Origin of the sequence: Formosa sp. A9, from assembly GCF_051200825.1 — a bacterium.
In the GTDB taxonomy this organism is placed as follows: domain Bacteria; phylum Bacteroidota; class Bacteroidia; order Flavobacteriales; family Flavobacteriaceae; genus Formosa.
On record NZ_CP195158.1, the window covers coordinates 730,445 to 743,839 of the forward strand.

Annotated in this window: 11 protein-coding genes; 7 read left to right on the top strand and 4 right to left on the bottom strand. The window is 36.1% G+C overall.

The window, feature by feature from the left end; all coding sequences use genetic code 11:
* Positions 1–183: 183 nt before the first annotated feature.
* From ACR9EA_RS03075 to ACR9EA_RS03085, 3 genes are read left to right on the top strand one after another with little or no spacing between them, the layout of a single operon-like run.
* On the top strand, positions 184–2,883 hold the full coding sequence (locus ACR9EA_RS03075) for an outer membrane beta-barrel protein (RefSeq protein WP_435137368.1): 2,700 nt from the start codon (positions 184–186) through the stop codon (positions 2,881–2,883).
* 30 nt (positions 2,884–2,913) lie between these two features.
* Positions 2,914–3,660 (top strand): tetratricopeptide repeat protein, encoded by a 747-nt coding sequence (locus ACR9EA_RS03080; RefSeq protein WP_435137371.1) that lies wholly within the window; start codon positions 2,914–2,916, stop codon positions 3,658–3,660.
* A gap of 45 nt (positions 3,661–3,705) precedes the next feature.
* A complete protein-coding gene (locus tag ACR9EA_RS03085; protein WP_435137373.1) occupies positions 3,706–5,061 on the top strand; it encodes a UDP-N-acetylmuramate--L-alanine ligase in 1,356 nt (451 codons plus the stop codon).
* Positions 5,062–5,088: 27 nt separating this feature from the next.
* Here the strand turns inward: ACR9EA_RS03085 and ACR9EA_RS03090 are convergent, their stop codons facing one another.
* From ACR9EA_RS03090 to ACR9EA_RS03105, 4 genes are all read right to left on the bottom strand, one after another.
* Positions 5,089–7,680: a mechanosensitive ion channel family protein gene (locus ACR9EA_RS03090; RefSeq protein WP_435137376.1), complete on the bottom strand. Its 2,592-nt coding sequence runs from the start codon at positions 7,678–7,680 to the stop codon at positions 5,089–5,091.
* A gap of 76 nt (positions 7,681–7,756) precedes the next feature.
* Positions 7,757–8,644, bottom strand: a complete 888-nt coding sequence (locus ACR9EA_RS03095; RefSeq protein WP_435137379.1) for a dienelactone hydrolase family protein — start codon at positions 8,642–8,644, stop codon at positions 7,757–7,759.
* Positions 8,645–8,647: 3 nt separating this feature from the next.
* Positions 8,648–9,250, bottom strand: a complete 603-nt coding sequence (locus ACR9EA_RS03100; protein WP_435137382.1) for an FMN-binding negative transcriptional regulator — start codon at positions 9,248–9,250, stop codon at positions 8,648–8,650.
* A 17-nt stretch (positions 9,251–9,267) separates the two neighbouring features.
* Positions 9,268–9,720, bottom strand: a complete 453-nt coding sequence (locus ACR9EA_RS03105; RefSeq protein WP_435137385.1) for a DUF1569 domain-containing protein — start codon at positions 9,718–9,720, stop codon at positions 9,268–9,270.
* Positions 9,721–9,770: 50 nt separating this feature from the next.
* Here ACR9EA_RS03105 and radC point away from each other — a divergent pair, with 50 nt between their 5' ends.
* The 4 genes from radC to ACR9EA_RS03125 all read left to right on the top strand — a co-directional run bounded on the left by radC (position 9,771) and on the right by ACR9EA_RS03125 (position 13,369).
* Positions 9,771–10,469: a RadC family protein gene (gene radC / locus ACR9EA_RS03110; RefSeq protein ID WP_435137388.1), complete on the top strand. Its 699-nt coding sequence runs from the start codon at positions 9,771–9,773 to the stop codon at positions 10,467–10,469.
* Between the two features lie 68 nt (positions 10,470–10,537).
* Positions 10,538–11,836, top strand: a complete 1,299-nt coding sequence (locus ACR9EA_RS03115) for a polysaccharide deacetylase family protein (protein ID WP_435137391.1) — start codon at positions 10,538–10,540, stop codon at positions 11,834–11,836.
* On the top strand, positions 11,829–12,518 hold the full coding sequence (locus ACR9EA_RS03120; protein ID WP_435137393.1) for a YjjG family noncanonical pyrimidine nucleotidase: 690 nt from the start codon (positions 11,829–11,831) through the stop codon (positions 12,516–12,518). Before ACR9EA_RS03115 ends, ACR9EA_RS03120 begins: the two co-directional genes overlap by 8 nt.
* A gap of 92 nt (positions 12,519–12,610) precedes the next feature.
* Complete coding sequence (locus tag ACR9EA_RS03125; RefSeq protein WP_435137396.1) at positions 12,611–13,369, top strand: hypothetical protein; 759 nt, start codon at positions 12,611–12,613, stop codon at positions 13,367–13,369.
* The last annotated feature ends 26 nt before the right edge of the window (positions 13,370–13,395 follow it).

Sequence of the window (13,395 nt, forward strand, 5' to 3'; positions counted from 1 at the left end):
TAGTAAATATCAATATTTTTAACAATAAACCCTGTCTTTTTATAAAAGGCAGGGTTGTTTTTTTATAAGCTATTAAACTTTTTGTCAAATTTACAGTCAAAGTTTTAAATGCTTTTATTGTTGTTACAATAAAGGTGCAATGCTATTAATTTTTAGTTTTCGTTTTTTATGAAATATTTTATAATGCTGTTATTAACAATTGCCTTTGGTACAGCGTATTCACAATCTAAAACGTTCGAAATTTCAGGGCAGCTGTTGGCTCGCGATGTTAACGAACCCTTAGAAGCCGCAACAGTGTATTTACAGCGAATTCAGGATAGTACTTTGGTGGCTTATGGGATAACCGATGCTAAAGGCGTATTTCATATAGAAGGAAAAACATCCGAAGATAGATTAAACATTTTTATGTCGTATTTGGGATATAAAACCTATGCTAAAGTCATTGAAGTTTCATCTAAAGACATAAAACTTCCCACATTATTTTTAGAAGCCCAAGATAATGCATTAGATGAGGTTGTTATAAAATCTACTGCACCTATTACATTTAAACGAGATACATTGGAGTATAATGTGAATTCTTTTAAAACTAAAAAAGATGCTAATGTAGAAGACGTATTAAAAGTACTGCCGGGCGTAGAAATAGATCAAGATGGCGTTATAACGGTAAATGGTGTGGCTGTAGATAACGTTTTGGTTAATGGTAAATCGTTTTTTGGAGACGATCCTACTATAGCTACTCGAAATTTAACTAAAGACATTATAAAAAAAATACAGATCGTCGATACCAAAACCAAAGATCAAGCCTTTGTTGGTGAGGCTGGAGAACAAGAAAACAAAACTATAAATTTAACAATAGACGAAGATAAGAATAAAGGCCGATTTGGCAGACTTTCTGCTGCGGGTGGTACCGATGAACGTTACGAAATGTCTGGAATATACAATCAGTTTAAGGGCGATAAACGGTTAAGTGTTTTGGCAGGAGGTAATAATATTAATGCACCGGGTTTTAGCAATTCGGAACTTAACGACACTTTTGGTAGAGGCGGAAGTAGAGAATACAGTTCGGGCAGAGGTAATGGTATTGTAACTTCAAAAAATATTGGTGCCAATTACACCGATTCGCCATCAAAAGACAACGAGTTTAATGGCGATTATTTTTATGCTCGAAGCGATTCCGATGAAAGACAGAAAATAGATAAAGAAATTTTTCTGCCAGATTCTAAATACTATACCTCCGAGCAGTCAACTAACTTCGTGACCAACCAAAGCCATAAAGTAAATTTGAACTACGAAACCGAATTAGATTCTACTGTTTTGTTAACCATTAGGCCAAGGTTTGAAGCCAATTCAAGTACCGAAGAATGGTTTAGCGAAGAACAGTCTTTTAATGAAGATCGGGAGTTAAGCAACCAATCTGTTAGTCGTATTAGCGAGGATAATACAGCGCAGCAATTTTCGGGAGATTTGGCAACCACAAAGCGTATAGGTAAACAAGGTGGATTTGTAAGATTTAGAATGAACGCTCATTTTAGCGCGAGCGATTCCGATAAATTTTTGGAATCAGAAACTAACTATTATGGCGATACACCAAGCGACGAGATTAGAAACCAGTTCGAAGATGGTAAACAATCTCAGCATCAATTAGGATCCGAAGTTAGATTTCGTGTGCCGCTTATTGCAGAGAAACTGATGTTAGATGCCGAATACGATTACAATTCCAGAACAACAACAAGTAAATTATCAACCTTCGATTATAACGAATCCAATCAAGATTATACAGATTTTAATTTCGACCAGAGTACAGATTTCGAAAATGAAAATGTTACCGCAACACCAGAATTAGGACTGAGATATAATGGCGATAAATGGTATTTTAGAACCGAGTTGGGATACGATTTTATTCAACTGTCGTCTAAAGATGCCCTCCGTCCAGAATTGAATTTTAATCAGGACTTTTCGCAAATAAAACTCAGTTCTACCTTTGGGTATCGTGTAAAGTCTAAAATGTCTGTTCGTGTGCAATACCGTTTACGAAACGAGGCGCCTAGTATTTCTCAGTTACAACCGTATGTAGATATTAGCAATCCGCTACACATTATTCAAGGAAATCCAGCATTAGAGATGACACAAAATCATAGAGTGCATGCTCGTTTTAATACTACAAATTACAATAAAGGCTTTGGCTTTTTCGGTTATGCGAATTTAACTTTATTGGATAATAATGTAGTTAGAAAATCTGTAATAGATGAGAATTTGGTAAAACGATCTACCTATGTAAATGTCGATGGGAATTATAATTTAGACGTCAGGCTTAATGCGTCAAAAAAAATTAATTTAGATTCTATTACTTCATTAAGATTAGTGGTAGGGGCGCGTCCTGCCTTGCAACATAATGTTAATTTTAATAACGATGTACAATACACGAGCACGGTGCGCGCTCTCGAGCCTTCGTGTGGCGTAGTTTACGAAATGCCCGATGTTTTCGAGATAGAAACTTCTTATTCGGCGCAATTTTCTAAGGGAACATATAGTATAGATACGTTTGAAGATACCCAGTTTACCATCCATCGATTACGATTAAATACAGCCACTTATATGCTTAAAGGGTTCGAGTGGAGAAATAATATAAATTATAGTTATAACTCTAATATTTCCGACGGATTTCAAAAAAGCGCATGGTTCTGGAACAGTACTTTATCGTATGCCTTGCTAAACGATAGTGCTTATGTTACCCTCAAAGCTTACGATATCTTAAATCAAAACACCAATGCCCGTCGTGTGGTTAATCAAGATTATATTCAAGATAGCGAGAGTAATTTGCTTCAGCAATATTTTTTAATTGGTTTTAGTTGGAAATTCAATAGTCTGGGGTCAAATGGTTAGACGTTAAGGGAGAAACTGTATTTTTGTAATATGAAACGTATTGCAAGTGTTTTTGTTTTAACTATATGTGGTGTTGTTCAAATAGGATTTTCGCAATCGTATTTAAACGTGGCACAGCATTATTTCGAAACCGAGCAATATGCCAATGTTGTTGAAACCTTATCGGCTAACACATCTTTTAATAATTATGAAGCCATAGAGTTGTTGGGCGATGCTTATGCGCATCAGCAATTGTGGGGCGAGGCGATAGCTCAGTATTCCGTTTTGGTCGAAGAAAAACCCCATGTAGCTCAATATCATTATAAGTATGGCGGTGCTAAAGCTATGAAAGCCTTGTCAGGGAGTAAATGGCAGGCCTTACCCTTGGTGTTTGATGCTAAAGATGCCTTTTTAAAAGCAGCCAGTTTAGATGCTCAGCATATCGATACGCGTTGGGCGTTGGTTAAGCTTTATATGGAATTACCTGGTATTTTTGGCGGAAGCACAGATAAAGCACTACATTATGCCGATGAGCTAGAAGCTATTTCTCGCGTAGATGGCCATTTGGCTAAAGGTTTTATATACGAAAAAGAAGTCAACATCAATCTGGCGGAACAGCATTACAAAACGGCTTTAAACCTTGGGCAATCTAAAACCTGTTTCAATACTTTGGCCGATTTTTATTTAAAAAATGGAGAAAATGCAGCTGCTAAAGCAGTGCTTCAGTCGGCATTTCAAACTTTGGATGATACGAGTTTTCTGGATAAAATAGCGCAGATTGAAAGCGAAATGCATTAAAAACACCGCGTAAACCTGTATATTTACAATCTTCAAAATAAGTTTATGAACGTACATTTTATTGCCATTGGTGGAAGCGCCATGCATAATTTAGCATTAGCACTACAAGATAAAGGGTATCGCGTAACAGGAAGCGACGACGAAATTTTTGAACCTTCAAAATCTCGCTTAAAAAATAAAGGTTTGTTACCAGAATCTTTTGGATGGTTTCCAGAAAAAATCACTGATGCATTAGATGCGGTGGTTTTAGGTATGCATGCCAAAGCCGATAACCCAGAATTGTTGAAGGCTCAGGAATTAGGGCTTAAAATTTATTCGTATCCAGAATTTTTGTACGAACAATCTAAACATAAAACACGTGTAGTTATTGGCGGGAGTCATGGCAAGACCACGATTACGTCTATGATTTTACATGTAATGCACTATCACGATCGCGATGTCGATTATATGGTGGGTGCGCAGTTAGACGGGTTTGATGTTATGGTAAAACTAACCGAAGATAACGATTTTATGGTGTTGGAAGGCGACGAGTATTTAAGTTCGCCAATAGACAGACGTCCTAAATTTCATTTATATAAACCTAATATTGCTTTGTTGAGTGGTATTGCTTGGGATCATATAAATGTTTTTCCGACTTACGATAATTATGAAGTACAGTTTAAAATATTTGTAGATAGTATTGTAAAGGGCGGAAGCATTACTTATAATGCCGAAGATGAAGCTGTAAAACGTGTTGTTGAAGCGTCAGAAAATCCGATTAGAAAATTGCCTTATTATACTCCTGAATATACTGTTGAAGATGGAGAAACCCTATTAGAAACTCCAGAAGGACTATTGCCAATAGAAGTTTTTGGGGCACATAATTTAAATAATTTAGCAGGAGCCAAGTGGATTTGTCAGCATATGGGTGTTGATGAAGACGATTTTTATGAAGCTATAGCTTCGTTTAAGGGCGCAAGTAAGCGTTTAGAAAAAATAGCGGAAAGCGCAACAAGTGTAGCTTACAAAGATTTTGCACACTCTCCAAGCAAAGTCGCTGCCACTACACAAGCTGTAAAAGCGCAATACGAATCACGTACTTTGGTAGCTTGTTTAGAGCTACATACTTACAGTAGCTTAAATGCCGAGTTTTTAAAAGAATATAAGGGAGCTCTAAATGCAGCCGATGTTGCGGTCGTGTTTTATTCGCCACATGCAGTAGACATTAAAAAACTAGAGCCTGTAACCAAAGACCAGATTGCATTGGCTTTCGAGCGCGACGATTTAATTATTTATACAGACCCAGCAGATTTTAAAGCGTTTTTAAGAACTCAAAATTTCGAAAGTTCTGCGTTGCTGTTAATGAGTTCTGGAAATTACGGCGGTTTGGATTTTGAGGAAGTAAAAGCCTTTATACACTAATACTTTATCGGCAAAATTCAATACGCTTTAAGTTTTTCCTGCATTGTCATCGTGGGGCGGTTTTTCCGAAGTATCATCAGAATTAACATCTGTTTTTAAAGGTTGCACAAATGGCTTTTCCATGGTTTTATCCAGTGGATTTTGGTCTGGTGTATTTAACGGGACAGGTGTATTTGGTATTCTAAAAACATCTTCGGGTACGTTTCTAACATTTAAATCGCGTTGTGGGAACGGAATTTCTATACCTTCAGCTTTAAATCGGTTATAAATGGCTATAGATACGTCGCTTTTCGATTGAAGCCCGAATTCGTAATGCACCCAAAACAGTAATCTGAAATTTAGAGAACTATCGCCAAAATCGTTAAACAGCGCTCTTGGTGCAGGATCTTGCAGTGTGTATTGATGATTGGTGGCAACTTCTGTTAAAATTTCTAAAATCCGGTTGGGATCCGAATCGTAACTGGTACCTACAAGAATTTCTACACGTTTGGTATTGTTAGAGAGTGTCCAGTTTATAAGATCGTTAGAGATGAGGTTGTTATTGGGTACTACAACTTCGGCGCCATCAAAAGTGCTAATGCTAGACGATCTAACACCAATGCGGTTAACGGTGCCTAAAAGGTTGTTTACTTCAACCGTGTCGCCAGGTAAAATAGGGCGTTCGAACACTAAAATAATACCAGAGATAAAGTTAGATACTACTGTTTGTAAACCAAAACCAATACCTAAACCTAATGCGCCTGCCATGAGGTTGAATTTACTTAAATCGATACCTAAAGACGATAGTGCCAAAACAATCCCAAACCCTATTATAAAATACCTAATAACCAACGATACGGCAGCGGGAATACCTTTAGGAAGCTTCAAAAATCGTAAAACACCATCATCGTCGTTTATTAAAAAGCTAATTAATCGGGTTAAAACAAAAGCAATAAGTAAGGTAATGATAAACGAAAAGATTTCTCCCAACGTAAAGGTCAAACTTCCCATTTTGTAGGGTTCTGTAAATACATCGGTTAAAAATTCGGTCACCGGTCTTAACACATCTATCATGGCCAAGAAAAAAATACCCCATAAAAAGTACATGCACCATCTAATAACTTTAAGCGTTTTATTTTCTATACTGGCACGCTCCAAAGGGCTATAAGTGGCTTTTACTGTAAAATGTCTGTGTATAATGCTTATGGCAATACCGTTTATAATTAAGGTAAAACTGTAAAACAAAATGGTGATAATACCACTTTGGGTACTTATTTTAAGGGTGATATCTGTTAGATTGGTGTAACCAAAAATATTTGATAGAATGGAGATAATGCTTAAGACATAAATAACAGGAGTAAGCCTAATAAGTAACCAGTTGAAACCGTCTTTAAATTGTTTAATGGTTTTAAAAAACGGATGGGTATAGTGGTACAGTATCGCGATAACAATTATAGCTTCTAACAAAATATATAAGCGGTAACCCAACGATGCGAACCAAAAATAGGATTTAGCAGAATTAAGGATGTAAAATAAAACCACAAAATATAAGATGTTTTTAAACCGTTTAGACATTAACGGCATAATAATAGGCACTGCTACCATAATGGCTAAAAGCGTGATGACGTCGCCAACTATTTTAGGCAGTGTTGTAAAATATAATTGTGCAAAAAGTAAAGACATAAATGTTATGCACAATACATTTTGATTGATAATTAAGTTTTTTGCAGTCAAAACGATTTCTCCAGTGTCGTTAAAAGGATGTTTCTCGAACCCACGTTTAAAATATCTAAACAATAAAATGGTTATTATAAGATAAAAAACAAACAGAACAATACCGCTTTTTTCGTTCTGGGCCAATTTGTACATGTTAGAAATTTTACCAACTATGGCATGTTCTTCCTGATCAAAATTACTTGCTAATTTGGTGTCGAATTTAGTTTTCCAAATTGGGGGATGTCTTAAATAAAGTAAATCGTAAACCTCCGAATTTTTTAAGGATTTAATATCATCAATAACGTCTTCTACATAATTAGTTTGCGTGTTTATTTTAGACTCTAAAGTAATGTAGTAGTTATTATTATCCAGAATCTCTTTTTTGGTTTGCGCTACACGCTCCATAGTTTCTTTTATCGATGCAAGAACTTCTGTTGGGGCGTTGTTGTTTACAGCATTTTCGTAGCTTAATTTCCAAACTTTGTCTTTAAAGTTAATGTCTTCAATAAGTAATGAATTTCGTTCTTCAAGATCGTTAATGTCATCCATCCATTGGTTTAGGAAATTCAGATAACCATTCCACTTTACCGAAACATTATTTATCTTTTGAATATTAGGGTTAGCTTTTGTGAAGTTATCTATAAGAATACCCTCGTCGTTTAAAAAGTTGGCGTAAAGGGGAAGTAAAGAATCTATTTTAGCAATATTGCTTGGCCGTTTTATTTTACGCTGAATCAGTTTTAAACTACTGTTGGTTTGTTCTACTTCTTGTATAATATTAATTAAAGGAATGGCCTTAGGCTTAACAGCAAGGGAATCGGTTTCTGAAGTTTCAGTAGTGGTTTGCTGAGCATGTAAATTAAAAGACATTCCAGCCATTACCATGCAGAAACAAAGCGCGATAATAAAATTTTTAAAATGCATTCTTTTTTATAAACTAGGTTTGGAAATACTAAATATACAGTTTTTTAAAGGTTTTTACTTAGATGGTTAAATAGTCTTATTGTAAATTCTCTTTAAAAAAGGAGATTGTGCGTTGCCAAGCCAAAGTTGCTGCAGGGTCGTCGTATCGGGGAGTTGTATTGTTGTGAAAGCCATGGTTAACATTTGGATATAGGTGAGCCGTATACGCTTTATTATTGGCTTTTAAAGCGGTTTCGTAAGCTGGCCATCCGTCATTTACTCGGGTATCTAATTCAGCAAAATGTAGTAATAGCGGCGCGTTAATGGTAGCGACTTCTTCTGTTGATGGAGCACTACCATAAAACGGCACAGCAGCTTTAAGGTTAGGAACCTTAACAGCCATCATGTTAGAAATCCAACCTCCAAAACAAAAGCCAACCACGCCTATATGTCCGTTGCAGTTTTCGTGGTTTTTTAAATAATTAAATGCAGCAATGAAGTCTTCTAACATGTCGTTTCTATCCCTCTGTTTTTGTAAAGCTCTACCTTCGTCGTCGTTACCAGGATATCCACCTAGAGGCGTCAGGGCATCAGGTGCTAAACTTATAAAACCTTCTAAAGCTGTTCGTCGGCCAACGTCTTCAATATATGGGTTTAATCCTCTGTTTTCGTGAACAACTATTACTCCAGGCAGTTTTTCTTGTGTGTTTTTTGGTCGACTCAGCTGCCCTTTGATGCGTCCGCCACCTTGTGGAGAATTATAATAAATATACTCGGTATCTAATTTGGGGTCGTTTGCAGCTATAAGCACAGTATCCAAATAATTTGGAGAAATAAAACTCAGTAGGGCAGATACGGTAATACCGCCAACCGCAAAAGCAGAAAGCTTCTCAATAAACTTTCGTCTAGATAATTTATTATGAGCGTAATCATCATATAAATCAAATACTTTTTGGTTGATATCTTCTTTTTTTAATGGTTTCATGGTTTAGTGTTTTACATTTATTAAGGTTTGCACAGTGGCTTCTATGGATTGATGTGTTTTACTGAGTAGCTGCTGTTTTGCAATTTGTTTCTCGGTGTCCGATTTGTCTTGCGATATTTTAAACTTACCTTCCCAGTGTGTAATTTCAATTTCAAAACCAACAACATAGTTGATAAACTGATTCATTTTAACATCGTTTGCATCTAAAATGTATTTGTGGTCGGGAGATTCTAAAAAAGAAGTCATTTCTACCATCGTATTTTTAATCTGCTCGGTATTTGTAATTGCATTAGCCTTACCTGTTAGGTGTACTTTTATGTAGTTCCAAGTTGGTAATTGTTCTCTTGCAAATAAACTCGGGGAAATGTAGCTGTCTGGCCCAGAAAAAATTGCAGTAACGGGATTGTTGTTCGTTAATAATTTAGCCTGAGGATTGTCTTTATCGATATGTCCTATAAGCTTACCGTTGTTGTAAATTAAGGGCACATGTGTAATAAAAGGTTGATTATTTTCTATCGAAATTAAAGTGGCCAAGGGGTAACGATTAACAATTTCTACGAGTACAGATGTATTGTGTTCTTGATATATTTCTGGAGGATAAGGCACGTGAGTTATAGTTTAGGTTATACGCCAAATTGAGTTAAATGATGGTCTAAATGTTTGTATTGCATTTGTCCCCATTGTTGTGGTGTAAAGTAACCAAAAAGCGGATGCTCAGGCCAATTAGTCGTGTCTTTTTTTGTTGTAAATTCGTTAATAAGAGCTGTGAGTTTTTCCTTTTCGGGATTAAAATCTACAGGAGTGTTGATAACGAATTCTTTAGCGGTTGGTAAACCGTGTTTCCAAGGTTTGTCGTTATAGAGTAAAGGTTTGTACAGTTTCATCATTAACTTCTGAAAGAACCCCAGTTTAGTTTGCAGCGTAACGTGCTCTAAAGCTACATTTAATGGACCCTGGCAATGTTTTAGCATTTGTGCAACATCCATTTTGCCCCATTGTGCGGTTGTAGAAGGGGTTAAATTTGATAGTCTTTCGGCTATGGAATCGGATGCCGATTGGTCTAGTAAAGATCTCATAATTAGCAGATTTAATTGTTTCTGAAATTTACAATAATTATATTTATCGTATGTCAGAAAAAAAGATGTCATTTTCTATTAAGAATTGGTCTCAAGACGATCAGCCCAGAGAAAAATTACTTTACAAAGGGCGTTCGGCATTAAGCGATGCCGAGTTGGTGGCTATTTTAATAGGTTCTGGCAACCGAACAGAAAGTGCGGTTGGTTTGTGTAAGCGCATTTTGGGGAGTGTAGATAATAATTTAAGCGCACTAGGTAAATTGTCTGTCGCACAACTTATGACGTTTAATGGCATTGGGGAGGCTAAGGCCATTACCATCGCGGCAGCAATGGAATTGGGCAGACGCAGGCGTAGCGAAGATAAGGTAGATCGTACAAAAATTACATCGTCTACTAGTGTGTTTGAAGTCATGCAACCGCTTTTAGGTGAATTGCCCCACGAAGAGTTTTGGATTTTATATTTAAATAACGCGAATGCAATTATAAAACAGCAACAGCTTAGTAAAGGAGGTATTACAGGAACTTTGGTAGATGTTCGGTTAACCTTAAAAACGGCGTTGGAAGTTGGCGCAACGGCCTTAATTTTAGTGCATAATCATCCGTCTGGTACTTTAAAGCCAAGTCAGGCAGACCAACAAATTACTCAAAAACTAAAAACAGCGTCGCAAAGTTTAGATATAAAAGTACTCGATCATGTTATTGTTACCGAGCATCAATATTTTAGCTTTGCCGATCAAGGTATTTTATAGCGACTTTGCGAAAGAAACTGTTTTCATCCGGTTATAATTCATTACTTTTAGGGTTTTAAATTCTATCTGTGCTTTTAGTTTATACCCATAAAATTACGCCACGTTTAAAATTTTCGTTTAAACATATTTGTACTCGTATTTTAGGAGTTCCTGTAGCTTTTACTTCAAAAATAGAAGAATTTATTGCGCACGACAGCTTAAAAATGTCGTATACGAAACAGCCTTTGGGAGACGAGGTTTTTGTGCGAAGCCACGATTTACTTTTCGAGCAAGGCTTATCCGATATCGATTTAAACGTACAGCAATGGGAAAACACAAAATGCTTCTTTTTTAATGGCGATAAAAGTGCCATGCCTTACGATATCTTTGCAGCTGCTTTTTATTTGCTTAGCCGCTACGAAGAGTATTTGCCACATGTTAAAGACGAATTTGGACGTTATGTGGCTACCGAAAGCTTAGCGTATAAATATCAGTTTTTAAATCAGCCAGTTGTCGATATTTGGGCTTATAAATTTAAGCGTGTGTTGCAAACGCATTATCCAGAATTCGAATTTCCAGAACGCAGTTACCGTATAAAGCCTATAATAGATGTGCCTTCTCCTTATAACTTTAAGCTGAAAGGCTTAATGCGTACGTTTGGCGGTACAATTAAAGATTTACTAGGGCTTAAGCTTAAAAAGATCTATTACAAATTTATGGTGCTTTTTGGAGTAAAACGTGATCCCTACGATACTTTTAAATACATTATAAACCGCCAGAAGAACACTAAATTTAAATTTTATTTTTTCTTTTTAATTGGCGATTATTCGACTTACGATAAAGGGGTAAGCGTACACAGAAAAGACTATGTGTCTTTAATTAAATCGATGGCCGATTACAGTAAGGTCGGTCTAAAAGTGTCGTATTTTGCTATTGAAGACGCGAATATCTTAAAAACCGAAAAACAGCGTATGGAAGGCATAATTAATACCTCTTTAGCGCAATCTAGAAATTCGTTTTCGAAATTGAATTTACCCGAATTTTATCGCAACCTGATAGAATTAGAAGTGCAAGACGATTATACCATGGGGTATGTAAACCACTTAGGCTTTAGGGCTGGTACCTGTACACCGTTTTTCTTTTACGATTTAGATTACGAAATACAAACGCCATTGAAAGTAAATCCATATCATGTTATCGATTCTGCTTTACTAAAATACAATTCGTTATTAGACAAAAAGGAAACCTTACAAAGTTTAATTAACGAAGTTAAATACGTTAACGGCGAGTTTATACCGGTATTTCATAATTATACGTTAAGTGGCTTGGGGCGCTGGAAAGATTTTAAAGAGCTGTTTAATATTATTTTAGATTCTGCCGATGACTAAATCAAAAATTACCGATGTGTTTTTCGACTTAGACCATACCTTATGGGATTTCGAAACCAATTCGGCATTAACTTTCCATAAAATATTTCAATTACATGCATTACCTATTAATCTGCCTGAGTTTTTAGATGTGTATAAAGCTATCAATACCACGTATTGGAAACGTTATAGATTAGGCGAAGTCGATAAGGAAGCACTGCGTTTTGGACGACTTAACGATACTTTTAAGATTTTAAATATAGATGTTTCTAAGCCGATGATTTTAAAGTTATCCGAGGCGTATATACAACACATAACGTCGTTTAACCATTTGTTTGAAGATACCGTTACGGTGCTAGATTATTTACAACCCAAATACAATCTTCATATTATAACCAATGGTTTTAACGAGGTGCAACATTTAAAATTGAGCAGTTCTAATATTGCTCAGTATTTTAAAACCGTTACGAATTCCGAAATGGCAGGTGTTAAAAAGCCACATCGCGATATTTTTAACTATGCCCTTAATTTAGCAAACACTACGGTTGAACAGAGTGTTATGATTGGCGATAATTTTGAAGCCGATATTGAGGGAGCAGTGGCTCTGGGCTTTGGTGTTATTTATTTTAGTGAAAGTACTGCGGATAATCATTTAAAAGTTCCACAAATTCAAAAGCTGATAGAGTTAAAAAATCATTTATAAACAATTTTATATCGTGCTAAATATTAAATGATTCTTGCGACTTGTCTGCAATCAAATAAAACTTAATTATATTTACAAAAAACTAAATAACAATGAAAAAATTATGTTTACTAATGTGCTTGGCCTTTGCGGTAAGCAGTTTTGCGCAAACAAATTTAAATGCTTATAAGTACGTTATAGTTCCAAAGACTTTTGGGTTTTTAAAGGAAGAAAACCAATATAAATTAAACGCTTTAACAGAGTTTTTGTTTAATAAATACGGATTTGTAGCGCTAATGGAAGATAGCGATATGCCAGCCGATTTAAATGCAAATGGCTGTTTAGCTTTACGCTCTAATGTGTTAAACGAATCGAGTTTATTTACCACGAAATTAAAAGTAGAGTTAAAAGACTGTAAAAACCAGTTGGTGTTTTCTTCAAAAATAGGTTCTACCAAAGAAAAGGAATTCGAAAAAGCCTATCAGTTGGCGTTACGCGAAGCTTTCGAATCTGTTGCCGAGCTTGATCATCAATACGATGGCAGTTTAAACACTGTCCAACAAGTAGCACCACCTGTCGCTCCGGTAGCTGCTCCAGTGGCTGCAACTCCGGTAGTTGCTAATACGGTAGCCAATACAACACCTGTACAAACCGATGCCTCCCAAATATTATATGCGCAGGCCATCACTAACGGATACCAGTTGGTAGATAGTACACCTAAAGTCGTTTATAAATTAAAACAGACCAATACAAAGGATGTCTTTCTGGTAGAAGGTCAGCAAGCTATGGTGCGTAAGGATGGTGATGCTTGGGTCTTAGAATATTATGAAGGCGATGCACTTAAAACAAAAACATTAAACATTAAGTTTTAATCGATTGCCCGTTTAGACATAATACT

What these genes read in the sequence shown, in the direction of transcription:
- ACR9EA_RS03075 (WP_435137368.1), top strand. Translation starts at nt 184, where the DNA reads ATGCTGTTATTAACAATTGCCTTTGGTACAGCGTATTCACAATCTAAA.
- ACR9EA_RS03080 (WP_435137371.1), top strand. Translation starts at nt 2,914, where the DNA reads ATGAAACGTATTGCAAGTGTTTTTGTTTTAACTATATGTGGTGTTGTT.
- ACR9EA_RS03085 (WP_435137373.1), top strand. Translation starts at nt 3,706, where the DNA reads ATGAACGTACATTTTATTGCCATTGGTGGAAGCGCCATGCATAATTTA.
- ACR9EA_RS03090 (WP_435137376.1), bottom strand. Translation starts at nt 7,680, where the DNA reads ATGCATTTTAAAAATTTTATTATCGCGCTTTGTTTCTGCATGGTAATG.
- ACR9EA_RS03095 (WP_435137379.1), bottom strand. Translation starts at nt 8,644, where the DNA reads ATGAAACCATTAAAAAAAGAAGATATCAACCAAAAAGTATTTGATTTA.
- ACR9EA_RS03105 (WP_435137385.1), bottom strand. Translation starts at nt 9,720, where the DNA reads ATGAGATCTTTACTAGACCAATCGGCATCCGATTCCATAGCCGAAAGA.
- radC (WP_435137388.1), top strand. Translation starts at nt 9,771, where the DNA reads ATGTCAGAAAAAAAGATGTCATTTTCTATTAAGAATTGGTCTCAAGAC.
- ACR9EA_RS03120 (WP_435137393.1), top strand. Translation starts at nt 11,829, where the DNA reads ATGACTAAATCAAAAATTACCGATGTGTTTTTCGACTTAGACCATACC.
- ACR9EA_RS03125 (WP_435137396.1), top strand. Translation starts at nt 12,611, where the DNA reads ATGAAAAAATTATGTTTACTAATGTGCTTGGCCTTTGCGGTAAGCAGT.